The organism is Sinomonas sp. ASV322 (assembly GCF_030908245.1).
Classification (GTDB): domain Bacteria; phylum Actinomycetota; class Actinomycetes; order Actinomycetales; family Micrococcaceae; genus Sinomonas.
Genome location: NZ_JAVFJJ010000003.1, coordinates 18,334 through 44,366 on the forward strand (window position 1 = coordinate 18,334; position 26,033 = coordinate 44,366).

Here is a 26,033-nt window from a genome sequence, read left to right on the forward strand (position 1 = left end):
AGCACGGCGATGCCCCGGGTTTCGGACTCCTGCCCCGCGCCGAAGCACGCGGCGAAACCCGAAACCCGGGGCACTCATGAACCCTCGCTACCGGCAGGAACCGCCCTCGCCGAGGTGCTGGCCGTCGTTGCCCGAGCAGTACGCGGCCTGGACGACCGAGCCGTTGGCGGGGTCGAGGATCAGGCCGTCGTGGCGCACGTGGGTGAAATCGAACATGTTCCCCAGCGAGCCGGCAAGGGCGTCGAACGAGCCGTCGCCGAGGCGGCCGACGCCCCAGTTGTCCTCGATGAAGCGCAGGATCGAGGACTGCTGCGTGAAGGTGTGGTCCACGAAATTGCGCTTCGCGAACGGGGAGACCACGAGCAGCGGGAGGCGCGGGCCGGGGCCGCAGCGGTCCTGGTAGCCGCCGAGGATGGGCGTGCCGGCCGTCGCGGCGTTGAGGCAGATCGACGCGTCTTCCTTCGGATCGTTGGACGCGTTCAGGATCTTGTGGGCGACGTGGTCGTACCAGCCGTCCGAGTCGTCGTACGCGAGGACGATCGCCGTCGAATCCCAGTTCTTCGACTTCTGGATCGCGTTGATCTCGTTGACCACGAACGTCTGCTCGTCGATCGGGTCGGAGTATGAGGCGTGCCCGTCCTGGTAGTTCGGCGCCTTGAGGAACGAGACGGCCGGCATGTTGTCCGTGTCGAGGACCTTGGTGAAGTCCGTCAGGTCGTACTGGTGGTTCGCCTGCCCGGTGTGGCCGATCTCGGCCTCGCTGGCCGGCGGCAGGTGATGCGGGTTCGACGTCGACTTGTAGTACTGGAACGGCTGATGATGCGGGTTGTAGTCCGTGCGGGACCCCCCGACGATGTTCTTGTGCGCCGTCGTGCACTGCGCGTAGTCGACGCCGTTGATCTTCTTGGTGCCGTTCGGCGTGAAGCCGCCCTCGAACCAGCCCCACGAGACATTCTTCTCGTTGAGGAGGTCGCCGACGTTCTTGCCCTGCATTGCCGCGAGCTTGTACGGCTTGCCGTTGTGGCTGTTGTTCGAGCAGTCGTCGAAGGCCGGGTCGGGGTCCTCCGTGACCGTGCCCACGCCCTGGGCGTTCGGGGACTTGACCGTGAAGTCGTCCGGCGTCGCGGTCTGCTGGCCCGTGAACGGGTCCACGCTGATGACGCCGTGGGTCTGGCCCGCCACGAGGTTGAGCGCGCCCGGCGTGGACGGGCCGAACTCATCGCCGAAGCTGTTGTCGCTCATCGCGAAGTGCTGCGCGTAGTTCCAGAGGCCCGTGACGGTGTTGCCGTCGTAGTAGCCCATCGTGAGGCCCTTGGTCTGATACCGCGGGTCGCCCGGCTTGCCGCACACGTCCGTGCTCGTGAACTCCACGAACTTGTCCATGAGCCCGTTGTCGAAGGCCTGCTGCTCGGGCTTGTAGTCGTGGTCCTGGTCGCACGTGACGGCCTGGCCCGGCGTGAGGCGCATCGGCTGGACCGAGTTCGGGTTGTTCGGCGCGAGCAGGTCCGCGTTCGCGAGCGTGTCGATGTCCTTGGGCGTGTTGTGCGCGGCCGTGAAGGACGACGCCGGGGCGCCCGTTCCCTGGACCGTCTCGCCTGAGGTGTTGGCGGCCTTGGGGTAGGTCGCGAAGTAATGGTCGAACGAGACGTTCTCGCCGAAGATGACGACGACGTGCTTGATCGGCGTGGTGGTGGTGGCGGGTGAAGCCTGGGCAGGCAATGCGGCGGTGATGGCTCCGCCGGCAGCAACAACGAGCCCGAGAGCGCTCGTCGCGGCCGCTGCGCGGACGCTGAACTTCGGCATCTGGTAGTCCTTCTCGAGAGAGCGGTCATACTCGTCCCCCGCCAAGACCCTAGACCCGCCGGTTATCCCCGAAGGAGGGGGAGGCGATCAATTCAGCAAGAGTTCATTCTTGAACATGCCCGCCTCGCGGAGCCAGCCCCGGCGCCTCCCTCGCGGAGCCCGCCCCCGGCGTCAGTCCGCTCGCAGCCCATCGAAGAGGACCGCGACCACGTCGTCCGCGAGTTTCGCCGGGGTGAGGGAGCCTCCGGGCCGGTACCACTCGACGATCGAGTTGATCGTGCCGAACAGGAGGCGCGAGACGGTGCGCGGGTCGATGTCGCTCCGCACCGTTCCCTCCTCGCGGGCCTCCTCGATGAGCTCCGCGACCTTGCGGTCGAAGCCGCGTCGGCGCTCCATGGCCTTCCGCTCGGTCTCGGTATTGCCGCGCAGCCGGAGGAGGAGCGTCACGAACGGGAGCCGTTCGGTGAGGACCCGAACCGTTGAGCGGACGACGAACTCGAGCCGCTGCTCGGCGGTTCCGTGCTGTGTCTCGGGCGACTCCCACACGGATTCGAGCCCGCCGAGGGCCTGCTCGAGCGCGAGGGAGAGCAGGTCCTCCTTCGAGGGCACGTGGTGGTAGATCGCGGACTTCGAGATGCCGAGGTTCTCGGCGAGGATCCCCATGGACGTCGCGTCATAGCCGTGCCGGTTGAACACCTCGGCGGCGACGTTCAGCACCGACTGCTGATCGTAGCCGGGCCGGCCGCGCCGTCCGGTGGGCGCTGGCCCTGTGGGGCCGGGTCCGGGTGTCTCAGTTGCGGCGGCGGATGGCATGGGTTCAAGTCTATTCGGGTGGGTGGGTGGGTCTGGCTAGGCGCGGGTTTGGCTGGGCGCGGGTTCGGCTAGGCCTTGGTGCGCAGGTCGTAGATGCGGCGCAGCTTGCCGTTCGAGCGCTCAAGCGAGCCGGGTTCGACGACGTCGATGCGGCACGACGATCCGATGTGGATCTTGATCTGCTGGCGCAGGGCCGCGCCCGCGGCGGTGCGCTGCTCCGCCGTCGTGCCCTCTCGGGGCTCGATCTTGACGGTGAGCTCGTCCATCCGGTGCGGGCGGGTGATCTCGAGCTGGAAATGCGGGCTCAGCTCGGGGATGCGGAGCGCGATCTCCTCGATCTGGGACGGAAACAGGTTGACGCCGCGCAGGATGATCATGTCGTCGCTGCGGCCCGAGATGCGGCCCATGCGGCGATGGCCGGGGCGCGCCGTGCCGGGGTGCAGGGCCGTGAGGTCCTTCGTGCGGTAGCGGATGATCGGGAGGGCCTGCTTCGTGAGCGACGTGAACACGAGCTCGCCGGTCTGGCCGTCCTCCATCGCGGTGCCCAGGTCGAAGGGATCGACGATTTCCGGGCGGAAGTGGTCCTCCCAGATGTGGCTCCCGTCCTGCGTCTCGACCGACTCGCCGGCCACGCCGGGGCCCATGACCTCGGAGAGGCCGTAGATGTCGCACGCCTTGATGTCGAACATCTCCTCGAGCTCGTGGCGCATCTCCTGCGTCCACGGCTCGGCGCCGAGCACCGCGTACTTGAGCGATGTGGCTCGGGGGTCGAGGCCCTTGTGCATCATGGCGTCGCCGATGGTCAGGAGGTACGTCGGCGTGCAGAGGATCGCGTCCGGCGCGAAGTCGCCGATGAGCTGGATCTGCTTCTCGGTCTGGCCGCCTGACATCGGGATGACCGTCGCGCCGAGCTTCTCCGCGCCCGCATGGGCGCCGAGTCCGCCCGTGAAGAGCCCGTAGCCGTATGCGTTGTGCACCTTCATACCGGGGCGGACGCCCGAGGCCCGGAGGCAGCGGGCGACGAGCGTGGCCCAGTTGTCGAGGTCCTGCTTCGTGTAGCCGACGACGGTCGGGCGGCCCGTCGTGCCGGAGCTCGCGTGGATGCGGGCCACTTGGTCCATCGGGACGGCGAACATGCCGAACGGGTACTCCTGGCGGAGGTCCTCCTTCGTGGTGAAGGGGAACTTCACGAGGTCGGAGAGCTCCTTGATGTCGCTCGGGTGCACGCCGGCCTCGTCGAACTTTCGCGTGTAGAGGGGGACGCGGTTGTACGCGTACTGGAGCGTTTCCCGGAGGCGGGCGAGCTGGAGGTGTTCGATCTGGTCCCGCGACATGGTCTCCTCAACGTCGAGGACGGCGGGTCCGAAGGGCGAGGCTCCAGGGGCGGGGTGGGCGGGGGCGGAAGCGGTCACGGTGTCTCTCTTGGGTCGTGGATCTTGAGTCTTGGGGGCGTGAGGGCGGGAGAGGGGAGGGAGGCTCGTTGCTCAGCGCTTGGGGATGGTGCGGGAGCGCCCGCGGAACTCGGCGATGAGCCGCGGCGCGGGAGCGCCGGCTGGGGTCGCGCGGGCCGGGGACGCGCCGTCGCCCGATGCCGATGCCGATGCCGGTGGCGTCCCCTCCGGCCCGCTGTGCGGCGCGGCGGTGCTGTGCGGCGCGGCGGTGCTGTGCGGCGGGGCTGTGCTGTGCGGCGGAGCCGCGAAGACCTGGACGTCGTAGAGGCCGCTGCGCCCGGTCTGGGCGCGGCGTTCGGCGACGGCGGTGATGCGCTCGCCCACGTGGGCCGGGGCGAGGAAATTGACGTCGACGCCGGCAGCGACGGTGATCGTGTTGTCGTCGTCGTCAGGGGAGTGGGGGTTGCACGCGAGGGCGAACGCCGAGTCCGCGATGGCGAAGATCATCCCGCCGTGGGCGATCCCGAAGCCGTTGAGCATCTCGCGGCGGACGGTCGTGGCGACCGTTGCGCTGCCCTCTCCCAGCGCGAGGACCTCGAGGCCCATCCATTCGGTCGCGTAGTCGTCGGTCAGGATGGGGTGGGCGAGCCGAGAGAGCGTTTCCGGTTGAGCAGCGTCGCTCATAGAGATACCTCGCATTTCTTTACCGAATGTTCATTAGGTAATCCCATGCGCGCGGATGTGTCAAGGCACACAGCTGTCATCTGGCACCTCGGGGCGCAGTCGAGACCCCAGGCATGGCGGACCCCGCGAAGGCGCACACGCCCGCAAGGGCGCGCCTCGTCCGCAAGGGCGCGCCGGGCCCGCCGCGCTTTTGCGGCTAAGGCGCGCGCATGCGTTTCGCGTCCGGATCTACGCGAGCAGCTCCCGAGCCCCGAGGGCGTCCGCGATGAACGCGTAGTCCCAGGCGCGGTCCTTCCACGCTTCGTACCGGCCGGAGGCGCCGCCGTGGCCGGCGTCCATCTCGGTCTTGAGGACGATCGGCCGGCTGCTCGTCGAGGCCTCGCGCAGCACCTGGACCCATTTCGCGGGCTCTACGTACAGCACGCGCGTGTCGTTGAACGAGGTCACGGCTGCGACGGCGGGGTAACCGGCCGGGCGGACGTTCTCGTACGGCGTGTAGGACTTCATGTACGCGTACACGTCGGCGTCCTCGATCGGATTGCCCCATTCCTCCCACTCGAGGGCCGAGAGCGGGAGCTCGGGGTCGAGGATGGTCGTGAGCGCGTCGACGAACGGGACCTGGGCGACGGCGGCGGCGAACCTCTCCGGCGCGAGATTGAGCACGGCACCGATGAGGAGGCCCCCCGCGGAGCCGCCCATGCACGCAAGGCGAGACGGATCGCCCCAGCCTGAGGCCGCAACCCAGTCCGCGGCCGCGACGAAGTCCGTGAACGTGTTCTTCTTGCGGAGCTTCTTGCCGTCTTCGTACCAGCGGCGGCCGAGTTCCCCGCCGCCGCGGATGTGCGCGACGACGAAGACGACGCCGCGGTCGAGGAGGCTTAGGCGCGGGATCGCGAAGCCCGGGTCCATGCTGACCTCGTACGAGCCGTATCCGTAGACGAGGGCGGGGTTCGTCCCGTCGGGCAGCACCGACGCCCGCCGCAGGACGGACAGCGGAACCCGGGTGCCGTCGTCGGCCGTTGCCCACGCGCGCTCGGCGACGTAGTCCGCGGGGTCGTAGCCGCCCAGCACGGGCGTCTCCTTGCGCAGGATCAGCTCGCCGGTCGCTAGGACGTAGTCGTAGACGCGCGGCGGCGTGAAATAGGACGTGTAGGAGAGCCGTGCGACCGGAGCGCGGTAGTCAGAGACGCTGGCCCCGGCCGTGTAGAGCTCCTCGCCGAATGCGGGCTCTGCGAACGACGGCGCGGGGTGGCCATCGGCCGCAGAATCCAGCGCGGCGAGGGCTTCCGCGAGGGGTGCGAAGCGGACGGTTTCGATGGTGTCTCGGCGGAGCGAGACGACGAGGTGGCTTGAGGTGACCTCCGCGCTTTCGATCTTGACGGCATCGTCGTGGGCGACGATGGTCAGCCACTGCTGATCGGCGAGCGGCTTCGCGAACTCGGCGAGCCGCGCGACGGAGACCATGCTGTTGACCGCTTTTGCGCCCTGCGGGTCACGGTTGTGGGCGAGCAGGACGTGGGCGGCGCCGTCGTGCTCGAAGATGTCCGCGGCGTGGAGGATGCGCTCGCCGCGGCCGATCAGGAGCTCGAGCCGCGCATCGGGGTCTTCGAGATCGAGGTATCGGGTCTCGCTGTACTCCGAGTTCCCGATGCTCACGAGGAGCCACCGGCGGTCGCTCGAGAGGTCGAGCGAGGTCCACTGGGCTACGTCGCGCTCTTCAAACAACACCTCGTCCTGCTCCGCCGGCGTGCCCAGGGTGTGGACACGGATCTGATGTGGGCGCCACGATTCGTCCGCCACGACGTAGTAGAGCCGTCGCCCGTCCGTAGAGAATTCGAGCCCGTAGAAGACGTGCTCGATGACGTCCGGGAGCTGCTGTCCGACGCCGAGGTCTTTGATGCGGAGAGCGAAGCTCTCGTCTCCTGTGTTGTCCACGGTGTACGCGTACAGAATGCCGTCGCGGCTCACGGTCGCGCCGCCGAGCGCGAAGAACGGCTTGCCCTCGGCTTCCGCGTTCCCGTCGAGCAGCACCTGCTCGCCCGGTACCGCCGCACCCGCGACGACGGTGGGCGGCGTCCACGATTCGAGGGCCGCGCCTGACTGCGCGCCGGCGGGGGCGCCCTCCGCCGCGACGCGGCAGTAGACCGGGTACTGTTTGTCCTCGATCGTGCGCGAGTAGTACCACCAGTCGCCGAGGCGGCTTGGAACCGAGAGGTCGGTCTCCTGGGTGCGGCCCTTGATTTCGGCGAAGATCGCGTCCCGGAGCGGCTGCTGATCGGCCGTCACGGCTTCCGTGTAGGCGTTCTCGGCCTCGAGGTGCGCCACGACCTCGGGGCTCTCCTTGTCCCGCAGCCACTCGTATTGGTCCGCGAACGTGTCTCCGTGGTGCTCGCGGAAGGTCGGCACCTTCTTGGCGACGGGCGGGACTGCTGCGGCCTGGCCGGCCGGCGCCGGAGCGAGGGCTTCGTTCATAGGCCCCACCTTAGTGGGGAGCGACGAGTTCGCCGTCGGTGGCCCTAGGACCCGTTCTGCACCGGGCTAGTTCCCGTTTTGGAGCTTGTTGTCCGCCACGTATTTGGACATTGTCCCCTTTGCCATCGCGTCGGCGAGCGCACTCGTTGCGGGCTGGTTGAAAATAACAATCGACTGCTGGCCGTCAGGCGACCAGCCCGTCCCATTTGTTGGCACCGTAAATGACACAATGTCGCTGGGTTTGACGCCCGTCAGTTCGAGGCCGAGGGACACCACCGCCCCTGAGTTGAAGCCAGAATCAACGGCGAGGTACGGCGAGAACTGATTCACGACATTTGCGAGCGTCACCGGATTCGCAAGTGTCTGGGGCGTCGCGAGCTTCGCGACGAGGGCCTTGATGAAAATCTGCTGATCGCGCACGCGCTGGTAGTCACCGTCGGGGAAGGCGTAGCGCTCGCGGACGAACGCGAGGGCCTGGTCGCCGTTCAGGGTCTGTGTGCCGGCGTCGAAGTGGTAGTTCGAGGTCTGCCTCGCATCGAAGGTCTTCGGAACGTTGACGGTCACCCCGCCCACGGCGTCCGTGACGCTCTTGAAACCCTCCATGTCCATGAACACGACGTGGTCGAGGCGCTGGCCGAGGACTGACTCGACGGTCTGGACCATGAGCGGGACGCCGCCGAAGGCGAGGGCAGCGTTGATCTTCGCGCTGCCGTAGCCCGGAATCGGAACCCAGAGGTCGCGCATGATCGAGATGAGGTACACGTTCTTCCGGTCAGCCGGGATGTGGACGAGCAGCATCGTGTCCGAGCGCTGGTCGGACGGCGTCCCGGACTCGGCTTGGGTGATCGTCGCCGCGCGGCTGTCCGAGCCGACGAGCAAGATGTTCATGGCCGTCTTGCCGTCCGCGGCGGGAGCCGAGGCCTGCGGCCGGACCGATTCGCTCGGGAATACGGCCGGGAGCTTCTTCGTCTGCGAGTCAAAGCTCCGCGAGAGGCTGCCGAGGTAGATGAGGGCCGCAACCGCAGCCAGCACGACGACGAGCAGGGCGCTCAGGAGGACGTACAACGTCGTGCGATTCCTCTTTTTGCGGGCCACGATCTGGTCGGTCACGATCCCTCTTCTCTTGTCAGGAGCTGCGGTTAGTATCAGTGTGCCCCGGAGCTTGCCGTTGCCAAGACCCGGGATGCACATGGGGGAGGAAAAGTGATGTCAATCTGGCGCAAAAGTGCCCTTGTCGCCGAAGTCGCGGCCGAGGATGAAGGGCGAGTGGCTCTGCTCAATCTGCAGGCGGAGAAACCTGTTGTCCTGACTGGGTCCGCAGCTATCATTTGGGGTCTTATTGACGGGGTGCGCACTGAGGCGGACATTCTCGTCGAACTCAGAGACATCTTTGTCTACACAGCCGGTGCGGAGCCCCGAGGTGCCGAGTCCCAGGTCACCGAGCCCCAAGGGGTCGCGACCGACGACGGCGCGGATGACAACGGCCCCGCTGACAACGGCCCGAGTGACAACAGCGCGTCCGACGACTGCGCGGATGACAACGGCCCCGCTGACAAGGGCCCGAGTGACAACAGCGCGTCCGACGACGGCGCGGATGACAACGGCCCCGCTGACAACGGCCCGAGTGACAACAGCGCAGCCGACGACGGCGCGGCCGCGATGGCGCGCCAGCTGGCCGAATTCCTCGCTCAGCTCGAGTGCCAGGGCCTCGCCGAGGCGATCGGATGACGCCAGATGGCCTCAGGCTCCGCGTGCTGGGGGTCGCCGTGGAGGTCGCCTTCGAGGAGGGATTCGCGCCCGAGCTCGCAGCAGCGCTGCGCCGTGCCTGGTCGAGGTGCCTCGACGTCGAGGAAGCTGTCCGTCCGAGCGCGCCGCGACCTCCGCGATTCAACGGTGGCCCGTCCGACGGTGGCCGGTCCGACGGGGCCCCGTCCGACGGTGGCCGGTCCGACGGAGGCCCGTCCGCGACGCACCGGGCCCCCAGCGGACCCCTTCGGGCGAGCGTGCGCACGGAGCGCGGGGTGGCCTCAATCGAGGGGGAATCGCCCGAGCGCTTCGCGTCCGAGCTCACGAGCGCCGTCACGCTCAGCGCGATCGAGGCACGCGCCGGGGAGCTGCTTATGCTGCACGCGGCGGCCCTCGCAGATCCGGCCACGGGGCGTTCGGCCGCCCTCGTTGGGCCCTCGGGCATGGGCAAGACCACCGCGACAAGGGTGCTCGGCCGCGAATGGGGCTACGTGACGGACGAGACCGTCGCGCTCGACCGCTCGGGCTTCCTCGAGCTGTACGCGAAGCCGCTTTCGGTGGTCGCCAGCGGATCTCGCCGGCCGAAGCACCAAGTCGGCCCGGATGAGGCCGGCCTGCGCGTCGCACCGCGTGCGGCGACGCTCGGCGCCGTCGTCCTCCTCGACCGCCGCCCGGAAGGCGACGGATCCCCGGACGCCGCCGGGGACTGGCCGCGCGTCGTGCCCTTGAGCCACGCTGAAGCACTCATCGAGCTCGCTCCGCATACCTCGTCGCTGGCCCGCATCGACCGGCCGCTCGAGTGGCTGTGCTCGACTCTTGATGCGTGCGGTGGTGCGGTGCGCGTCGAGTATCGCGACGCGCTGGACCTCGCGGCGCTCCTGCCGGCACTTCTTGATCGCGCGCCCCTCGCTCGCGAATGGGCGTCTGCGCTACACGACGGCGCCGTTCTTGACGACGGCGCCGCACCAAGCGACGGCGCGGTCCTCGACGACCCTGCAGTCCTCGACGACCCTGCGGTCCTCGACGACGGCGCCGTTCGCGACGACGGCGATCGTCGGCTCCACGACAAAGGCGCCTGGCTAAATGGCGGTTTTGTGCGTCGGGCCGAGGTCGTGGATGCCGTGAGCATCCCTCGCGACGACGGAGCTGAGGAACTGCTCGCGATGGTGGGTCACCACGTGATCCGGCTGAGCGGGATCGGGCCCCTGATCTGGGAGGCATTGGGCACTCCGCTCACGCTCGCCGGCATCGCCGAGCGAATCGCGCCCGAGGTCGGCCTTCCGGATGGTTACGAGGCAAGCCTCGCCGCAGCCGTCGCCGAGCTCGAGGCCCACGGCGTCGTCTCACGGTTCGGACAAGACGGCCCGTAACCGGTCGCTACAATCGCTGGGACGTTGCCGCAACTATGGGGGAGGACGGCACAGGTGGCTCTTGACGCACCGGCAGAAGAGCGGGGGCTTTCGCTCGCGGACTATCTCACGGTCATCCGCTCGTACTGGCTTGGCATTCTGCTGTTTACGGCGGTGGCCACGGCTGGCGCGTTCGGTTGGTACCTCGTGCAGCCTCGGGTCTATGCCGCTGATTCCACCGGCCTCGTGGTGACCGCCGGCGCCGAGAACCTCAACTTCTCCCTCGCGGGGGACACCCTCGCCAAGTCGAAGGCCAAGAGCTACAAGTCGGTCGGCGAGTCGGTCCTGGTCGCCGACCGCGTCATCAAGGCCCTTGGCCTCGACGTGAGCGCCCAGTCGTTCGACGGCCGCGTGACGGTGGCCGTCCTTCCGGACACGGCCGAGATCAAGGTGACCGTGCGGTCCTCGGATCCTCGCGAGGCCCAGACCGTTGCCGACGCGTGGGTGACCGCTCTCGCCGCGCAGGTCTACAGCATGGAGAAAGCCAATACGACGGCCGGTATGGAGCCGGCATCGAAGGTCGTAGCCCTTGCCAAGGCGACCGTTCCCACGGCTCCCGTCTCGCCGAACCTCCGGCTTGCGCTCGGAATCGGCGCCGCGGGGGGCCTTCTTGCGGGGTTTGCGTATGCCTTCGTCCGCAACCACTTGGACCGGCGCATCCGCGCTGGTGGCGAGATCGAGCGGCGATTCCGGGTTCCCGTCGTCGGGACGCTTCCCCTTGACAAGCGCCTCTCCGGGGCGACTCGCGTACTCGACGACGTTGCCGGGTCGGGGTCGAACCGCGGGGCGCACGCGATGGCCGAGGCCCTGCGCGAACTCCGCACCAATCTCTCCTTCGTCGACGTCGACAATCCGCCCCGCATCCTGCTCGTGACGAGTTCGCTCCCCTCCGAGGGCAAATCCACGGTGATCGGGAACCTCGCGGCGACCATCGCGGCGGCGGGGGAAGAGGTCATCGTCGTGGACGGTGACCTCCGCCGGCCCACGGTGCACAAGGTTTTCGACATTGTTGGGGACGTTGGCGTCACGGATGTCCTGACAGGCCGGGCCGCGATCGACGAAGTGCTCCAGTCATGGGGGCCCATGCCCCATCTGCGAATCCTTGCCGCGGGGCGGATCCCGCCGAATCCCTCCGAGCTCTTGGGCTCGCGCGCGATGGGCCACCTCCTCGAAAGCCTGTCCCAGCGGGCGGTCGTGCTCGTCGACACGCCTCCCCTTCTCCCTGTCACCGACGCGGCCGTCCTCTCGCGGGTCGCGGATGGCACCCTCGTCGTCGCGAGGGCCCGCAAGACGACGACGGACAGCCTCGACCGCGCCCTGCGCAACCTCGCCCGGGTGCGGGGTCGCATGCTCGGCGTGATCCTCAATTGCGTCGCGACCAAGGGGCCGGACAACTACAGCTACGGCTATTACGGCACCTACACGAGCGGGCGTGGCGGCAAGGGCAAGGCGCGTCGTGGAACGGCTGCGTCTGCTCCCGCGCGTGTGACCCCAGCCGCACCCGCGTTCGACCATGCCGCCGGCCCCGAAACGATCGAAGGCATCGTTGCCACCGAGCCCGTGCTTGCCCGCGCCGCGGCCCAGCTCATGCCAGCGGAGCCCGTGCCGACGCAGCAGGTGCAAGCATGGCCCGTGCTGACCGAGCCCGCTCCCCAGCCCATGCCAGGGGAGCCCGTGCCGACGGGGCGGACCGCTTATCGGGGACGGCGCTCGGCGGGCTGAATCTCTGTGGGCCCGCGCCGCTCGGCTGCCCGGACGGCGGCGCGGCTCCCCGCCTGGACCGTTCGGCGCCCGCGCTTTCGGGGCACCGCGGCCGTGATGAGGGCGCTCACGGCAGGAACCAGCTCGTCGGCCATGCGTTCGTAGGCGGATGGCCCGAGGCCGTAGGGGTCTGACACATCGTTGAGCGCGGGATCCGAGACCCGGACCCGATGCCGTTCCGCGTTTCCGTTGGCCACCAGCCGCGCCCACGCCTCGCTCGCCGTCTCACGCGACGTGGGGCCGGGCAAGAGATCGACGATGCGCGCGAACTCGCGGAGGGTGAAGGTCCGGCGCAGCGCCGCGGGCGAGGCGGACAGGACAGCCGCGCGATGCGTTTCGGCGAGAATGAGCACGAGATCCGCCCCCGTGACGAGGGCCTCCGTGAGCTGGCGCGCCCGGAAGCCATCAAGGGTCGAGCCGAGCCGATCGGCAATCTCCGCCGACAACGGCTGCGCTGGGTCCCCGACGAGGGCCCTTGTTCCCGCGCTCGACACGGCGAACTCGCCCGGCGCGACCTCGTCGAGGCCGGACTGCAGCAGGCGCTCTGCAAGAGGCGACCTGCACACGTTGCCGGTGCACACCGCCAAGATGCGAAAGGGGGTCCTGACGCTCATCGTGTCAACGTTAACATCGGCGGTGGCGCCGGATCACGCGGTTTGCCTTCCCGTCTTGACTGCTACGTGACCGGCCCGAAGCGGTCGAGGGGCCAGATCCGCGCGTCAACTCGGCCCACGATCTCGCCGAGCGAGACAGTCCGAACGCATGATTCGGGCGACGGCGCGACGTCTGCCGGCCGGCTCGCGCGGCACGCGATGAGCGAGTCCGCAGACGCCGAACGGTGGTCGCCGAGGAGCACGAACTCTCCGTCCGGCACAGCGAAGGGGCTGAAACAGCGGGGGGAGCGCGGCGTCGTCGTACAGTCGTGCTGCCCGCGCACGAACGGGAGGTCTTCGAAGACGTAAGGCTCGTCGACCCCCTGCCCATTCCGCTCGAGGCGGCCCTCCGCGTCGCAGCACGCAATGGTCTGGCCCCCGCGGGCGACGACCCGCTTGACGAGGTAATCCCCGTTGGACGGTCCGATGCCCGTGAGGTCGCCGAAGGCGCGGACGACGGCGGCGATCCCGTCGCGCGGGTCCCACGGAGCCTCCGCGGACCAGGCACGCGGGCGGGTGAAGACGACGATGTCTCCGGGCTCGGGCTTCGCGCCCGCGACGTAGGCGAGCCGGTTGACCAGCACGCGGTCGCCTCCGGCCTCGCTGCTTCGGAGCGTCCGCTCCATGGAGCCCGACGGGATGCGGACGAGCTTGATGGCGAATGCCTGGACGAGGGAAACGACGACGAGGGCGGCGAGGACGTTGAGAGCCATGGTGGCCCAGAGCGGCAGTCGGCGTCGTGCCATGGGGATTTCGTTCCTCGGTGCGGGTGCTGGATAGCCATGCTATCCAATTCATGCGAGGCCCCTCGCGCGGTCATGGTCCGGGTCGGCGGCTTGACGGCGTCGGAAGCCCCGAATATTCTGAACGAACGGTCGGTAATTATTTGAGGAGGAGCTATGGCCGCTGCGAAGCTGCAGCCCGTGCCCACGGCAGGCAACGAAGCCCCCGCCCCTGAACGGTCCGCCGAGGACATCGCGGGCCAGGCGTATTTTGACCGCATCATCGCTGAGGACTCGCGCATCGAGCCGAAGGACTGGATGCCCGCGGCCTACCGCAAGACGCTCGTGCGCCAGATCTCGCAGCACGCCCACTCGGAGATCATCGGCATGCAGCCCGAGGCCAACTGGATCACGCGTGCCCCGAGCCTCAAGCGCAAGGCCATCCTCATGGCCAAGGTCCAGGACGAGGCCGGCCACGGCCTGTACCTGTACTCGGCGGCCGAGACGCTCGGCACGCCGCGCGACGTGCTGAACCAGCAGCTCCTGGACGGCAAGGCCAAGTACTCGTCGATCTTCAACTACCCGGCGCGGAGCTGGGCGGACATGGGCGCGATCGGTTGGCTCGTCGACGGTGCCGCGATCGCCAACCAAGTGCCGCTCTGCCGCGCGAGCTATGGCCCTTATGGACGCGCGATGGTGCGCATCTGCAAGGAGGAGTCGTTCCACCAGCGCCAAGGCTTCGAGATCCTCCTCGAGCTCTCCCACGGCACGCCGGAGCAGAAGCAGATGGCGCAGGACGCCGTCGACCGCTTCTATGCGCCCGCGCTCATGATGTTCGGGCCGCCGGACGACGACTCGCCCAACTCCAAGCAGTCCATGGCGTGGAACATCAAGCGCTTCTCAAACGACGAGCTGCGCCAGCGTTTCGTCGGCATGATCGTCGAGCAGGCCAAGGTCCTTGGCCTCACGCTGCCTGACCCCGAGCTCCGTTTCGACGAGGAGACGGGCCAGTGGATCCACATGGAGCTCGACTGGCAGGAGTTCAAGGACGTCATCGCGGGCCGTGGCCCGTGCAACGCGCAGCGCATGGCGCGCCGTCGCGAGGCGCATGAGGACGGGACGTGGGTGCGCGAGGCCGCACGCGCCTATGCGGAGAAGCAACTGAAGAAGGTAGGTGCCGCCTGATGAGCCAGGACACCACGGGCCAGCCGGCTAACATCTGGCCCCTCTGGGAGGTCTTCGTGCGCTCGAGCCGCGGCCTCTCGCATGTCCACGCGGGCTCGCTCCACGCGCCGGACGCCGCCATGGCGCTGCGCAATGCGCGCGATCTCTACACGCGGCGCAACGAGGGCGTCTCGATCTGGGTCGTGCCTTCGGATGCGATCACCGCGTCCGATCCGGACGCGAAGGGCTCGTTCTTCGAGTCGCCGCAGGGCAAGGACTATCGCCACGCGACGTACTACACCAAGAGCGAGGGCGTGAAGCACCTGTGACAGCCACCCACGCCAGCCCCGACCACTCGCTGGACAGCTTCGGCGACGCCGCGGCGTCGGCCACGCGCGTTACCCCGGGCAACGCCCTGCGGCCCGAGGACATCGCCGTCCGGCCGGACAAACCGAGTGACGACGTCGCGGAGTACGCCCTGCGCCTCGGCGACGATTCGCTGATCCTGGCCCAGCGGCTGAGCCACTGGATCTCGCGCGGCCCCGAGCTCGAGGAGGACATCGCGCTCGGCAACATCGCGCTCGACCTCCTCGGCCACGCGCGTTCGTTCCTCATCTACGCGGGGCACACCCTCGGCAGGTCCGAGGACGATCTCGCCTACTGGCGCGAAGAAGAGGAGTTCCGTTCGGCGTGGCTCTTCGAGCAGCCCAACGGCGACTTCGGCGTCACGATTGCGCGCCAGCTCATCGTCTCGATCTACCAGCACCTCCTCTACTCGCGCCTCGTGAATTCGAGCGATACCATGATCGCCGCGATCTCGGCCAAGGCCCTTAAGGAGGTCGACTACCACCGCGATCACGCGACCCAGTGGACGCTTCGCCTCGGCGACGGCACGGAGGAATCGCACGAGCGCATGCAGGCCGCGCTCGAGTTTGTGTGGCCGTACGTCGACGAGCTGTTCGACGAAGACGCGCTCTTCGAACGCCTCGGCGACGCGGGCGTGCGCCCGTCGACGCTGCGCGAACAGTTCGACGCCGAGATCGCAGCAGTGATCGACGAAGCCACGCTGTCCCTGCCCGCGCTCCCGCGTGCCATGGGCGGCGGGCGCCGCGGCCTCCACACGGAGCACCTCGGCTACCTGCTCGCCGAGATGCAGGTCCTCGCGCGCAAGCATCCGGGTGCGACATGGTGATGACAGGCAACATCGCGACCGACGCGGACGTCTTGGCCCTTGCCGCGACCGTCAACGACCCCGAGATCCCGGTGCTGAGCATCAAGGATCTCGGGATCCTCCGCGACGGCCGCGTCGAAGCGGACGGGACGGTGCGCCTCACGATCACGCCGACGTACTCGGGCTGTCCTGCGATGGACGCGATCCGCGACGACCTCGTGAGGGTCTTCCAAGACGCCGGGCACGAGAAGGTCGAGGTCGACCTCGTGCTGGCCCCCGCGTGGACCACGGACTGGATGACGGCGGAGGGCAAAGCCAAGCTCGCAGAGTATGGCATTGCGCCGCCCACAGGGAAAGCGGGGCACGCGAGTCCCGTGAGGCTCGGACTCACCGTCAAGTGCCCGCGGTGCCATTCCCTCAGCACCCGGGAGATGTCCCGCTTCGGTTCGACCTCGTGCAAGGCGCTCTACGTGTGCCAGGAGTGCCACGAACCCTTCGACTACTTCAAAGTGCTCTGATTTTGAGGCCAACACCGATGACTCCGAGGTGCCCACGATGACCGACCAGCTGACTGACGCAGGCACGGAAGGAACCACCCGCCGTCGTGCGTCCTTCCACACGCTCGAGGTGAGCGAGGTCCGCCGCCTCACGAATGACGCGATCGAGGTGACGTTCGACGTCCCGGCCGCGCTCGCCGACGAATACGACTATGTCCCCGGACAGTACGTCGCGCTCCGCTCGCAGCTTCCCGATCCCGCGTCGGGGGAGGCCCGGGAACTTCGCCGCAGCTACTCGATCTGCGCCGTGCCGCGCCGTTTCGAGGACGGCACCAGCGAGATCCGGGTTGCGATCAAGAGGGATCTCGGCGGGCTCTTCTCGACGTGGGCCAACGAGAATCTCAAGCCTGGCGACACGCTCGACGTCATGAGCCCGGCCGGAGCATTCATCTCGAAGCACAAGATGACGGGCCTCAATGACCCGACGAGCATCGACACGGAGCGGGAGCACACGTTCGTCGCCGTCGCCGCGGGCTCCGGGATCACGCCGGTTCTCGCGATCGCGAAAACGGTCCTCGCGGCAAACGACAACGTCCGCTTCGACCTCATCTACGCGAACAAGGCCGCGATGGACGTCATGTTCGTCGAGGAGCTCGCCGACCTCAAAGACCGGTACCCCGCCCGGTTCGCGCTGCATCACGTGCTCTCGCGCGAGCAGCGCATCTCGCCGCTGCTTTCGGGCCGGGTCGACGCCGAGAAGCTCACGACGCTGCTCAACACCGTCATCCACGCGGACGACGTCGACGAATGGTTCCTGTGCGGGCCGTTCGAGCTCGTCCAGCTCGTGCGGGACACGCTCTCCGCGCGCGGCGTCGAGCCCGAGAACGTTCGCTTCGAACTCTTCACGACCGGCACACCGACGCATCTCGAGGGGAACATCGGGCGGCCGGTTGTCGAGGACGAGTCCGGCGAGACGTTTGAGATCGAGTTCCGTCTCGACGGGCTTTCGGGCGTCGTCAAGAGCCCGGTGGCCGCGAACGAGACGATCCTCAACGCGGCGCTGCGCCTTCGACCCGACGTCCCCTTCGCGTGCGCGGGCGGCGTGTGCGGCACGTGCCGTGCGAAGCTCGTCAAGGGTACGGTCGAGATGGCCGAGAACTACGCGCTCGAGCCCGACGAGATCGAGCGCGGGTACGTTCTGACGTGCCAGTCGCGGCCGACGTCGGACGCCGTGTCCGTGGACTTCGATGCGTAAGAACCCGCCCGCCCCGATGCCGAGGAGGCTGCTTTGATCTCGCTGACCATTGCCGACGGCGTTGCCGAGGTGGTCCTCGACGCCCCAGGCAAGCTCAACGCCGTCGACCCTTCCGCGCTCGCCGAGCTTTCCCAGGCATACGACGACGCTGCCGCCGCCGCCTCCCGCGGCGAGGTGCGGGCGCTGCTGCTGCGCGGAGTGGGCCGCGCGTTCTGCGCGGGCCGCGACATCTCCGGCGTCGACCCGGCCGACGACGACGTCCTCGGCTACCTCGGCGGGCTCGTCACGCCGCTCATGCAGAAGATGGCGGCGTTCCCCGCCCCGACGTTCGCGGCCGCCCAGGGGGCGTCGCTCGGGGTGGGCCTCGGGCTCCTGCTCGCGACCGACGTCGTCTATGTCGCCGACAACGCGAAGATCGGCTCGCCGTTCGCCAATCTCGGCGCGACGCTCGACTCGGGCGGGCACTGGTACTTCACGGAGCGCCTCGGCATGCATCGCACGCTCGACCTCGTCTACACGGGCGAGCTCATGAGCGGCGAGGAGGCCGTACGGGCCGGGCTGTTCAGCCGGTCGTTCCCGGCGGCCGAGCTGCTCGAGCGGACCCGCGAGGTCGTGGCCCGCGTTGCGCAGGGGGCCACGGGCGCCTTCGTGGCCTCGAAGGAGCTTGTTGCGCAGGTCCGGGACCGACGCCTCGGGCTGTGGGAGTCGATGGACGCCGAGAACAAGGCGCAGGCCGCCCTGTGCGACTCGGACGACTACCGCGAGGGGTTCAAGGCGTTCCAAGAAAAGCGAAAGCCAGTGTTTTCCGGGAAGTAGCGGTTCACAAGACCGAGCCGGTGTTTTCCGGACGTTAACGCGCCGGGGCTAGGCTGGGGCCCGTGACGGCTTCTCGGAGAGCAACTCACCAGTCCGTGTCCTCCCGCTCGGCCAAGGCCGCGGTCAACGTCGAGCTGAACCCGCTGTTCAGCCGGCCGGGCGAATCGACCGAGTTTCCCCGCTTTACGATCCCCGGGGGCGAGTCCTTGCCTTCGACCGCGTACCAGATCGTCCACGACGATGCGATGCTCGACGGCAACGCGCGCCTCAACCTCGCCACGTTCGTTGGCACATGGATGGAGCCCGAGGCTGCGCGGCTCTACTCCGAGACCGTCGACAAGAACATGATCGACAAGGACGAGTATCCCAAGACAGCCGAGATCGAGCACCGGTGCTGGCGCATGCTCGCGGACCTGTGGAACGCGCCCGACCCGGCCAACGCCGTCGGCACGTCGACGATCGGCTCCTCGGAGGCCTGCATGCTTGCTGGCCTCGCGCTCAAGCGCCGCTGGCAGCACGCGCGCAGGGCCGCTGGGAAGCCGACGGACCGCCCGAACCTCGTGATGAGCTCGGCTGTGCAGGTGTGCTGGGAGAAGTTCTGCAACTACTTCGAGGTCGAGGCCCGCTATGTGCCGATCTCGGAGAACCATCGCGTCCTCGACGGGCACGGACTCAACGAGTACGTCGACGAGAACACGATCGGCGTCGTCGCGATCATGGGCGTGACGTACACGGGCATGTACGAGCCGGTGCAGCAGGTCGCCGCGGCGCTTGACGCGATCGAGGCCTTGACCGGTCTCGACGTGCCGATCCACATTGACGGGGCCTCGGGCGCTATGGTCGCGCCGTTCCTCCAGCCCGAGCTCGCGTGGGACTTCCGGGTGCCGCGCGTCGTGTCGATCAACACGTCGGGGCATAAATACGGACTTGTCTACCCGGGACTCGGATGGGTCGTGTGGCGGGATCGCGACGCCCTGCCGGAGGACCTCGTGTTCCACGTGAGCTACCTCGGCGGGGACATGCCGACGTTCGCGCTGAACTTCTCGCGCCCCGGCGCACAGGTGCTCCTGCAGTACTACCTGTTCTTGAGGCTAGGGTTCGAGGGCTACCGGGCGGTCCACGCGGCGTGCCGCGACGTCGCCGGGTACCTCGCGCACGAGATCGGGGCCATGGACGCCTTCGAACTGTGGAACGACGGTTCGGACATCCCGGTTTTCGCGTGGCGGCTCAAGCCCGGCCACACGGACAAGTGGAACCTGCATCACCTCTCGGATCGGCTCCGGATGGCGGGGTGGCTCGTTCCGGCGTACCCAATGCCGGATGGGCTCGCGGACCTCACGGTGCAGCGGGTCGTGGTGCGGAATGGCTTCACACGGGACCTCGCCGCGAGCTTCCTCGACGACCTCCGCGGCGCCGTCGCATACCTTGACTCGGCGAACGCAGCCTTCCCTGATCCCGGGCACACTGAGGCGTTCCACCACTAGAAGGCGAGGGCTTCAGGGGCGGTCGTGCCGCCCACACCTCGATCAGCCGCGGGCGCCGATCAGCCGCTTGCGCCGGAGATGTGACTGGCTTGTCCATCCGTGGGAGTGCGAGAGTGGCCCGATGGTGCAGGGGCCAATGGCGCAGAGGCCTATGGTGAAGAGGACCGCAGTGCGACGCCGGGAACGGCCAGGGTTCCGGGCGATGCTGATCAGTCTTGGGGTGGACAACTTCGGCTCTGGCCTGTTCCTTCCCCTGACTCTCGTGTATCTCGAGCGGGTCGCCGGAATCCCGCTGGGGACGGCCGGGGCAGTCTTGGCTGCCGGCACCCTGGTCGGGACTTTCGCTCCAGCGGCCGTTGCGCGGTATGTCGACCGGTGGGGGCCACGACGCGTCGTCGTGCTGTCGCAGCTGCTCCAGTCGCTCGGCATGCTCGCCTATCTGGTGGCGAGGGATATCCCTTTGGCCGTGACCGCGGCCGTCCTGACGGCGGCTGGCGTGCAGGTCTTCTATTCCGCCCTCGGGGCGATGACCTCCGAGGCCGCGCACGGCGGGGATCACGACCGGGCTTTCGCGACCGTGAACGTAGTCCGCACCGCAGCGTTCGGGGCCGGCGGCCTCGCGGGCGGTATCCTTCTCGGAGTTCCGGATGACGCCGGCTTGGTTGCCTGCGTGGTCTTGAATGCCGCCACCTTCCTCGTCGCGTCGGCGATCCTCGCGGTTGCCGTGCCTTCGACACGGCCGACCGCCGCCGCCAGAAGTACCCGGCTCGTGGACGTCTGGGCGCCGCTGCGCAATCGGGCATTCCTCCTCCTGTGCGCTGTCGCCTTCCTGCTGTTCCTGAGCGTGGATCTGTTCCTGGTCCTGATGCCCCCGTACGCCGATGGTGCCCTCGGTGCCCCTGGATGGGTCGTCGGCGCTTCAATCGCGGTCAACACGGGCCTCGGCGCCGTCGCCGGGACGTGGGCAGTGGCCCGAACCTCCGGCTTTAGGCGGACGACGAATCTCGTTGTGGCGGCGGCTTTGCAGGCCGCGTGGGGAGTCGGGATGGCTGTGCTCGTGGCCCTTCCCACCGAGTTCCGGCCCGTGGCTCTCATAGCTGTGACCGCGCTGCTCAGCGGGGGAAGCCTCATCGGCGGCCCAAGAGTCTTCGCCCTCCTGGCCGAGATCGCACCCCCGGAACAGAGGGGCGCGTATTTCTCGCTCTTCCAGTACTCATTCACCGCCGCGGCACTTGTGGCGCCGCTCTTCTCCGGGCTCGTCCCTCTCGCGCCGTGGGCGCCTTGGGCCGTCGACGCGGTTCTGGTCGTTCTGGCCTTGCCCGCGATCACCGCGTTCAGGAAATCGATGTCGCCAGCCAACCCCTAGCCGATCGGCTCGGGCCTGCGCGGGGCATTGACAGCATCTCTTCCTTCGGGAGAGATTTGGCTCGCTCCGACACGATTGCCGGAGGATCCCGGGGGTGGTTTCTCGTGATGGTTGGGGGATTCATGACGCGTGCTCCGAAGGCCGGGAGCAATGGAAGGCTCGCTCTTGCGGACAACCTGATGACGGCGGCGGGGCTCCTCCTGCTGCCCGCGGCCCTGCTGGGCTATGACTTCTGGCTCGTCGTAACCGGCGAGGCGGTCGGCACGGTGATCTTGGCCGGCGTCGCCGGGATCCTTTGCGCGCTGGCTACGGTCTCACTTGGGACCGCCTCGCTTCTGATTCGGCGTCGACCACTCGCGGGAATGTCGACAAGGGAGTCTCGCGGAGACTATGAGGACCACGACCCGGACAACCACCCCAAACTGCCCCCCTTAGGAGGCGGCCAGGGCAATAGCAGCTTCGACTGGCCGCGAGTCTGAACAACACACCGCTCCACCCGCTGTACCAGGCTCGAAATGCCCGAAGTCGTCGGATGCTCCACGCCTGCACGCGGCATCTGCGGCGCACATCGACCGGACCCCGGCGCGCTTCGGTCCGGCGGCTATTTTCAGACACAGATGTTGGGTATCTGCTTGGCTGAAGTGATCCGCAACGGCGGGAGTGGGGTCATTTGGGCCGGCGTCCGGTCAGTGCGACTCGGCGTCATGGAGAGCCTTCGTCAGCGTGTCGATGACGCTGGGGTTGAGTTCGCCGAGCAGGTCGGTCAGGGATTCTTCGAAGGCTGGCGCGGTGGCGTCGAGGGCCTGCCGCCCGTCAGGGGTGAGGCCGAGCCGGCAGCTGCGTCGGTCGGTCGGGTGGGGCAGCCGCGGCAGGACCTGGCATTCAAGGACTGGTGGTCAACCGGAGACGATCCGGGGTTCGGATGCTATCTCCGAGGTGCCACCGTCGGCGGTGGCACCGGAGGTGCCTGTCCAAAAATGCCCACCGGAGGTACCCGCCAGTCCGAGTTCCGAGTGAGTGAAGCCGATCCAACTCTGATGGAAAAGCAGTGCATGGATCGCAGCTCGCCATCAGTCTGACGGCCCTGCCACTCAGCTCAGGTCCGCATCCACGGGAACACTTCAGCTAAGCAGATACCTCATACACATATATTGGGTATCTGCTTGGCTGAAGTTGCGGCGTCGCTCATTTTCCAAAAGGCTGGCCCGGCCGGCTTGTGTAGCCGACCGGGCCATTTTGTCAGTCGAGGAGCAAGGCGCTGAATCGTGATTCGGCTGCGTCGAACTCGATGACGCGCACGCGCACGGTCGCGCCGACCGCAGCATTGCCACCGCGGACGAGCCCTTGCACGCCAGAATCAGACTCAACGAAGAGCCCGAACGGCTTGGCAGACACGACGACGACATCGATCTCATCGCCGGCATTCAGGAGGGTTCCGGCCATATGGCTCACCCCCTCTCCATCCTCAGGGTGAGTCGGACAGTGGTGCAGACGCAGCCCCAAGGTTCCTTCCTCAGCGGGGCAGCGCTTGCGTCCGGGCTCTGCCCAGACCTCACGCAAGCAAAGATGGTACAGGCCGAGGCCACCGAACCACAGGCCTTGACTATTCCTCGTCGGCGTCGTGCGCGATGCCAAGGTCTTTCAGGGGGTCGGCGTTGATGGCCCGCTGAAGCGTACTTCAGCTACGCAGATACCTAATACACATATATTGGGTATCTGCTTAGCTGAAGTTGGGCTGGTTCCGGGTAGTTGGAATCTGCGACCGGACCCCTCGACCGTGCGCGGCGGCTCGGATCAGCTGTCTTTGCGCAGAAGCTCCCGCGCAAAGACGAGGAGTTCAGAGGCTATCTGATCGCGGAGCCGCGGGATTTCGTCCCAGTCATCCAAGAGCTTCCACAGGAGGTTTAGCTCCTTCGGCTGACCCGGGGGGAACCATCCGACTCGGAGCATCAACCTCGACCCTTGTAGGACGTCGAGCCTCCCCTCCGTAATCTCCCGAGCCCAGTGTTTGAGGAGGAATCGTGGGGCCGCTTCATCGGCCTCGCGGGGGATACCGAGTTCTCCACGAACGGTTTCCCACAGCTCTGCGGCGTCGGACCGATCGCCCTTTGGGAGGCCCGCCAGTTCGCGAAGTGACGGGCTGTCATGCCCCAGGACTAGGAGTTCCGTGGCAAAGTCAGGCAACTCGTGAGGTGGGATGAGGCCCATCTGCTCGCACGCGAAGATGGCGCGCGCCCGGTCCCTCGTCTGGTTATCCACAGTGGAGAACATAACTCGTCGAGCGACCTGCAGATCGAGTCAACCGTGGGTATCGACTGGAATCACCAGGTCCCTCAGGGGCGCGGGGTCGGTGTTTGTGGCCTGTTGGGGGAGCCGGTAGCCAGATACTCGAGGCAGGCCTCGTCGGTGCTGAACCACTCCTAGAACTGACCGAACGTTTTGGGGTAGTCCACGCCTGCACGTGGCATCTGAGGCGATGAATCGGCCATACCCCAGCCTGCTTCAGCTAAAGCAGATACCCCATACACATATTCTATAGCGTCCTTGTTTATCGAACAAATCTTCGATAGACTGGCTGCATGGTCGGCATGGGGGACTGGCATTCGACGGAGCTTCGTTCGGTGGGCGGAGGGCTCGGTGATTCGCGTCCGGAAGACTGGCGCACCGCCCTTGGGAGTCTGCTTGGTGGTGGCGGGGGCCCCTCCAGTGCCGAGATCGATTCCTTCGCGTCTCGTCTCGCGATCTCAGGCGGGGTGAGCGGCCTCAGCGGGCCCGAACTCATCGATCGAATCGCGTCCCTTGAGCGACTGAAGGCCTCGGCCGCAGCAGAGCAGGCGCGGATCCAAGTGGAGTTCGCCGAGCTGTGTGAGGCGGGGATGGATCCCCGGGCCGCCTCGCTTGAGAGCAAGACCGGGCGGAGTGAGTCGAGGGCTCGAGAACGCTCCGTAGCCGCTCAGGTCGCCCTTGCGCGGGGGGTCTCGCCGGCACGGGGATCGAGACTTCTGGCTGCGGCGAAGAGGCTCGTGGGCGAGATGCCCCACACCTTCGCGGCGTTCGGGGCCGGGCGGCTCAACGAGGACCGCGCGATCTGCGTGGCCGAGGGCGTCGAGGTGCTTTCACCGGCTGCCCGCGGCGTGGTCGATGAGGATCTCTGTCAGGATCCCCGGCGCCTCGAGGGCTTGGGCGATCGAGGTGTCCAGGACGCCGTGCGTGCGTCCGTGGATGCGATTGACGACGGCGCGGCCCTTGCCCGAGTGCGGAAGGCCGAGTCGGCTCGCCGCGTGACGATCCGACGGCTTCCGGATTCGATGGCTCAACTTACTGCGATCCTTCCGGTCGCGCAGGCCGCCGCCGCGGGTGGCGCTCTTCGGCGCGCCGCGACCGAGGCAAAGGCACGTGGGGATGATCGGACGGCCGGACAAGTCGCGGCCGACACTCTTGTTGAGCGCGTGACCGGCCAAGCCAGAGCCGATGCAGTGCCGCTTCGGGTAGGGCTCGTGATGACGGACTGTTCCCTGTTCGGAGGCGGTCGCGAACCCGCCCTCCTCGAGGGGTACGGGACCATTACCGCGGCAGAGGCCCGGGGGATGGTCGCCGCCACGGCTCGGGGCGGAGTTGGGATGCGCGGCAGATCTGGCGATGGGTCGGGCCGCGGCTCCCTGTCGGGTGCAGGTGGTGCGTTGGGTGCCGGTGGTGCGTTGGGCGCCGGTGGTGCATCCGGCGCCGGTGGTGCATTGGGTACCGATGGTGCGTTGGGTGTCGTTGGTGCGTCGGGAGCCGGTGGTGGAATGGGTGATGCCGGTTCTACGGCAGGTGCTCCCGGAACAGGCCCCGGGGCCGCGGCGTTCGCAGGCGTGTGGCTGAGGCGTCTTTTCCTTGATCCGTCGGCGGGCGAGCTTGCCGCAATGGATTCGAGATCGAGGCTGTTTCCTCGCGCGTTGGCCGACCTCATCAGAATCCGCGATCAGGTCTGCCGCACCCCGTACTGCGATGCTCCTATCCGCCACATCGATCATGTCGTTCCGGTCGCCGTCGGCGGTGAGACCAGCGCTGAAAACGGCCAAGGTCTCTGTGAAGCCTGCAACTACGCCAAGGAATCGCCCGGCTGGGAAAGAGCGGTGGTTGGCGTTCGCGATGACGATCGAGATGTCACGCATGGGGACATTCTCACCGTCACTCCAACGGGCCACGAATACTACTCGCCACCGGTCAAGCTCCCAGGGTCGGTGCTTAGGAAGAATGGTCGCTTGCGCCGGGCGAGCTGACACCGGCGTGCGGGCTGAGGCCCTGGGTGCGGGCTGGCGCCCTGGGTGCGGGCTGGCGCCCTGGTCCCGTCCGTGCCAAGCTCGTTGCCGCCTACCTTGTGTCCAGGTCCTCGAACACGAGGAATGTCTGCGTGTCTAGGACGCCCGGCATGTTCTGGAGCTGGTCGAACACGACGCGGCGGAGGTCCGTGTTGTCGACGGCCCGCACGAGGAGGATGACGTCGAAGTCGCCGCCGACGAGCGCGATGTGGTGCACCTCGGGTATCGCTTTGAGCTGTTCTCGCAGTTCGCGCCACGAGTGCTGCCGCACCTTGAGGGTTACGTAGGCGCTCGACCGTAGCCCCGCCTTGAGCGGGTCCACGAGGGCCGTGTACTTCGTGATGATCCCCTGTTCCTGGAGCTTCGCGATGCGGTTGTACGCGTGCGCTCGCGAGACGTGCACGTTCTCGGCGATGGTCGTGACGGATCGGCGGGCGTCCTCGGTGAGCTGGGCAAGGATGGCGCGGTCCACATCGTCCACGGGGCCTCCTGTGATCTGGGTCATTCTTGGGCTTTTGTCTA

25 protein-coding genes are annotated in these 26,033 nt (G+C 67.6%); 14 read left to right on the top strand and 11 right to left on the bottom strand.

The window, feature by feature from the left end; all coding sequences use genetic code 11:
• Positions 1–87: 87 nt before the first annotated feature.
• The 6 genes from RBS12_RS04820 to RBS12_RS04845 form a co-directional block, all read right to left on the bottom strand.
• Positions 88–1,803: an alkaline phosphatase family protein gene (locus RBS12_RS04820; protein WP_307964943.1), complete on the bottom strand. Its 1,716-nt coding sequence runs from the start codon at positions 1,801–1,803 to the stop codon at positions 88–90.
• A 171-nt stretch (positions 1,804–1,974) separates the two neighbouring features.
• Positions 1,975–2,616 carry a TetR/AcrR family transcriptional regulator gene (locus tag RBS12_RS04825; protein WP_307964944.1) on the bottom strand — a complete coding sequence of 214 codons (642 nt, stop codon included), beginning with the start codon at positions 2,614–2,616 and terminating at the stop codon, positions 1,975–1,977.
• 68 nt (positions 2,617–2,684) lie between these two features.
• On the bottom strand, positions 2,685–3,950 hold the full coding sequence (paaK, locus tag RBS12_RS04830) for a phenylacetate--CoA ligase PaaK (RefSeq protein WP_307965282.1): 1,266 nt from the start codon (positions 3,948–3,950) through the stop codon (positions 2,685–2,687).
• 150 nt (positions 3,951–4,100) lie between these two features.
• Positions 4,101–4,691, bottom strand: a complete 591-nt coding sequence (locus tag RBS12_RS04835; protein ID WP_307964945.1) for a hotdog fold thioesterase — start codon at positions 4,689–4,691, stop codon at positions 4,101–4,103.
• Positions 4,692–4,919: 228 nt separating this feature from the next.
• Complete coding sequence (locus RBS12_RS04840) at positions 4,920–7,163, bottom strand: S9 family peptidase (protein WP_307964946.1); 2,244 nt, start codon at positions 7,161–7,163, stop codon at positions 4,920–4,922.
• 66 nt (positions 7,164–7,229) lie between these two features.
• Positions 7,230–8,273: an LCP family protein gene (locus RBS12_RS04845; protein ID WP_307964947.1), complete on the bottom strand. Its 1,044-nt coding sequence runs from the start codon at positions 8,271–8,273 to the stop codon at positions 7,230–7,232.
• Positions 8,274–8,510: 237 nt separating this feature from the next.
• On the opposite strand from RBS12_RS04845, the gene RBS12_RS04850 reads away from it, so the two are divergent.
• Genes RBS12_RS04850 through RBS12_RS04860 form a run of 3 tightly spaced genes read left to right on the top strand, consistent with a single transcriptional unit; the run spans position 8,511 to position 12,040 of the window.
• Positions 8,511–8,891 (top strand): hypothetical protein, encoded by a 381-nt coding sequence (locus RBS12_RS04850; RefSeq protein WP_307964948.1) that lies wholly within the window; start codon positions 8,511–8,513, stop codon positions 8,889–8,891.
• Entirely contained in the window at positions 8,888–10,279 is a 1,392-nt protein-coding gene (locus RBS12_RS04855; RefSeq protein WP_307964949.1) for a hypothetical protein, read from the top strand. The genes RBS12_RS04850 and RBS12_RS04855 overlap by 4 nt, the downstream gene beginning before the upstream one ends.
• Before the next feature lie 54 nt (positions 10,280–10,333).
• Positions 10,334–12,040 carry a polysaccharide biosynthesis tyrosine autokinase gene (locus RBS12_RS04860; RefSeq protein ID WP_307964950.1) on the top strand — a complete coding sequence of 569 codons (1,707 nt, stop codon included), beginning with the start codon at positions 10,334–10,336 and terminating at the stop codon, positions 12,038–12,040.
• On the opposite strand, the gene RBS12_RS04865 is transcribed toward RBS12_RS04860, so the two are convergent.
• Both RBS12_RS04865 and lepB read right to left on the bottom strand, forming a co-directional pair.
• Positions 12,013–12,693: a low molecular weight phosphatase family protein gene (locus RBS12_RS04865; RefSeq protein ID WP_307964951.1), complete on the bottom strand. Its 681-nt coding sequence runs from the start codon at positions 12,691–12,693 to the stop codon at positions 12,013–12,015. The two genes, RBS12_RS04860 and RBS12_RS04865, sit on opposite strands and share 28 nt — an antisense overlap.
• A gap of 62 nt (positions 12,694–12,755) precedes the next feature.
• Positions 12,756–13,478, bottom strand: a complete 723-nt coding sequence (gene lepB, locus RBS12_RS04870) for a signal peptidase I (RefSeq protein ID WP_307964952.1) — start codon at positions 13,476–13,478, stop codon at positions 12,756–12,758.
• A gap of 153 nt (positions 13,479–13,631) precedes the next feature.
• Between lepB and paaA the strand changes: the two genes are divergently transcribed.
• The 10 genes from paaA to RBS12_RS04920 all read left to right on the top strand — a co-directional run bounded on the left by paaA (position 13,632) and on the right by RBS12_RS04920 (position 22,286).
• The gene (gene paaA / locus RBS12_RS04875; RefSeq protein WP_307964953.1) at positions 13,632–14,639 is read left to right on the top strand and encodes a 1,2-phenylacetyl-CoA epoxidase subunit PaaA; all 1,008 of its coding nucleotides are present in this window, start codon (positions 13,632–13,634) and stop codon (positions 14,637–14,639) included.
• Positions 14,639–14,947 carry a 1,2-phenylacetyl-CoA epoxidase subunit PaaB gene (gene paaB / locus RBS12_RS04880; RefSeq protein WP_307964954.1) on the top strand — a complete coding sequence of 103 codons (309 nt, stop codon included), beginning with the start codon at positions 14,639–14,641 and terminating at the stop codon, positions 14,945–14,947. The genes paaA and paaB overlap by 1 nt, the downstream gene beginning before the upstream one ends.
• Positions 14,944–15,810 carry a 1,2-phenylacetyl-CoA epoxidase subunit PaaC gene (gene paaC / locus RBS12_RS04885; protein WP_307964955.1) on the top strand — a complete coding sequence of 289 codons (867 nt, stop codon included), beginning with the start codon at positions 14,944–14,946 and terminating at the stop codon, positions 15,808–15,810. Before paaB ends, paaC begins: the two co-directional genes overlap by 4 nt.
• Positions 15,810–16,307, top strand: a complete 498-nt coding sequence (gene paaD, locus RBS12_RS04890; protein ID WP_307965283.1) for a 1,2-phenylacetyl-CoA epoxidase subunit PaaD — start codon at positions 15,810–15,812, stop codon at positions 16,305–16,307. Before paaC ends, paaD begins: the two co-directional genes overlap by 1 nt.
• Before the next feature lie 37 nt (positions 16,308–16,344).
• The gene (gene paaE, locus RBS12_RS04895; RefSeq protein ID WP_307964956.1) at positions 16,345–17,541 is read left to right on the top strand and encodes a 1,2-phenylacetyl-CoA epoxidase subunit PaaE; all 1,197 of its coding nucleotides are present in this window, start codon (positions 16,345–16,347) and stop codon (positions 17,539–17,541) included.
• 33 nt (positions 17,542–17,574) lie between these two features.
• Positions 17,575–18,357 (top strand): enoyl-CoA hydratase/isomerase family protein, encoded by a 783-nt coding sequence (locus RBS12_RS04900; protein WP_307964957.1) that lies wholly within the window; start codon positions 17,575–17,577, stop codon positions 18,355–18,357.
• 95 nt (positions 18,358–18,452) lie between these two features.
• Positions 18,453–19,841, top strand: coding sequence for a glutamate decarboxylase (locus tag RBS12_RS04905; RefSeq protein WP_307964958.1), 1,389 nt, complete (start codon positions 18,453–18,455; stop codon positions 19,839–19,841).
• Positions 19,842–20,043: 202 nt separating this feature from the next.
• Positions 20,044–21,207 (top strand): MFS transporter, encoded by a 1,164-nt coding sequence (locus RBS12_RS04910; protein WP_307964959.1) that lies wholly within the window; start codon positions 20,044–20,046, stop codon positions 21,205–21,207.
• 122 nt (positions 21,208–21,329) lie between these two features.
• The gene (locus RBS12_RS04915) at positions 21,330–21,686 is read left to right on the top strand and encodes a hypothetical protein (RefSeq protein WP_307964960.1); all 357 of its coding nucleotides are present in this window, start codon (positions 21,330–21,332) and stop codon (positions 21,684–21,686) included.
• Between the two features lie 36 nt (positions 21,687–21,722).
• Positions 21,723–22,286, top strand: coding sequence for a hypothetical protein (locus RBS12_RS04920; RefSeq protein ID WP_307964961.1), 564 nt, complete (start codon positions 21,723–21,725; stop codon positions 22,284–22,286).
• A 160-nt stretch (positions 22,287–22,446) separates the two neighbouring features.
• On the opposite strand, the gene RBS12_RS04925 is transcribed toward RBS12_RS04920, so the two are convergent.
• Positions 22,447–22,659 carry a hypothetical protein gene (locus tag RBS12_RS04925; protein ID WP_307964962.1) on the bottom strand — a complete coding sequence of 71 codons (213 nt, stop codon included), beginning with the start codon at positions 22,657–22,659 and terminating at the stop codon, positions 22,447–22,449.
• Positions 22,660–23,001: 342 nt separating this feature from the next.
• Positions 23,002–23,466, bottom strand: coding sequence for a hypothetical protein (locus RBS12_RS04930; RefSeq protein ID WP_307964963.1), 465 nt, complete (start codon positions 23,464–23,466; stop codon positions 23,002–23,004).
• Between the two features lie 617 nt (positions 23,467–24,083).
• Between RBS12_RS04930 and RBS12_RS20205 the strand changes: the two genes are divergently transcribed.
• A complete protein-coding gene (locus tag RBS12_RS20205; protein WP_373886489.1) occupies positions 24,084–25,472 on the top strand; it encodes a DUF222 domain-containing protein in 1,389 nt (462 codons plus the stop codon).
• Positions 25,473–25,563: 91 nt separating this feature from the next.
• On the opposite strand, the gene RBS12_RS04945 is transcribed toward RBS12_RS20205, so the two are convergent.
• The gene (locus RBS12_RS04945) at positions 25,564–26,016 is read right to left on the bottom strand and encodes an Lrp/AsnC family transcriptional regulator (RefSeq protein WP_307964966.1); all 453 of its coding nucleotides are present in this window, start codon (positions 26,014–26,016) and stop codon (positions 25,564–25,566) included.
• Positions 26,017–26,033: the final 17 nt, after the last annotated feature.

Coding starts and splice junctions, on each gene's coding strand:
- RBS12_RS04840 (WP_307964946.1), bottom strand. CDS start 7,163: ATGAACGAAGCCCTCGCTCCGGCGCCGGCCGGCCAGGCCGCAGCAGTC.
- paaB (WP_307964954.1), top strand. CDS start 14,639: ATGAGCCAGGACACCACGGGCCAGCCGGCTAACATCTGGCCCCTCTGG.
- RBS12_RS04945 (WP_307964966.1), bottom strand. CDS start 26,016: ATGACCCAGATCACAGGAGGCCCCGTGGACGATGTGGACCGCGCCATC.
- RBS12_RS04820 (WP_307964943.1), bottom strand. CDS start 1,803: ATGCCGAAGTTCAGCGTCCGCGCAGCGGCCGCGACGAGCGCTCTCGGG.
- paaE (WP_307964956.1), top strand. CDS start 16,345: ATGACCGACCAGCTGACTGACGCAGGCACGGAAGGAACCACCCGCCGT.
- RBS12_RS04835 (WP_307964945.1), bottom strand. CDS start 4,691: ATGAGCGACGCTGCTCAACCGGAAACGCTCTCTCGGCTCGCCCACCCC.
- RBS12_RS04920 (WP_307964961.1), top strand. CDS start 21,723: ATGCCCGAAGTCGTCGGATGCTCCACGCCTGCACGCGGCATCTGCGGC.
- RBS12_RS04915 (WP_307964960.1), top strand. CDS start 21,330: ATGACGCGTGCTCCGAAGGCCGGGAGCAATGGAAGGCTCGCTCTTGCG.
- paaA (WP_307964953.1), top strand. CDS start 13,632: ATGGCCGCTGCGAAGCTGCAGCCCGTGCCCACGGCAGGCAACGAAGCC.
- RBS12_RS04910 (WP_307964959.1), top strand. CDS start 20,044: ATGCTGATCAGTCTTGGGGTGGACAACTTCGGCTCTGGCCTGTTCCTT.
- lepB (WP_307964952.1), bottom strand. CDS start 13,478: ATGGCACGACGCCGACTGCCGCTCTGGGCCACCATGGCTCTCAACGTC.
- RBS12_RS20205 (WP_373886489.1), top strand. CDS start 24,084: ATGGATCCCCGGGCCGCCTCGCTTGAGAGCAAGACCGGGCGGAGTGAG.
- paaK (WP_307965282.1), bottom strand. CDS start 3,950: ATGTCGCGGGACCAGATCGAACACCTCCAGCTCGCCCGCCTCCGGGAA.
- RBS12_RS04825 (WP_307964944.1), bottom strand. CDS start 2,616: ATGCCATCCGCCGCCGCAACTGAGACACCCGGACCCGGCCCCACAGGG.
- paaD (WP_307965283.1), top strand. CDS start 15,810: ATGACAGGCAACATCGCGACCGACGCGGACGTCTTGGCCCTTGCCGCG.
- RBS12_RS04855 (WP_307964949.1), top strand. CDS start 8,888: ATGACGCCAGATGGCCTCAGGCTCCGCGTGCTGGGGGTCGCCGTGGAG.
- RBS12_RS04865 (WP_307964951.1), bottom strand. CDS start 12,693: ATGAGCGTCAGGACCCCCTTTCGCATCTTGGCGGTGTGCACCGGCAAC.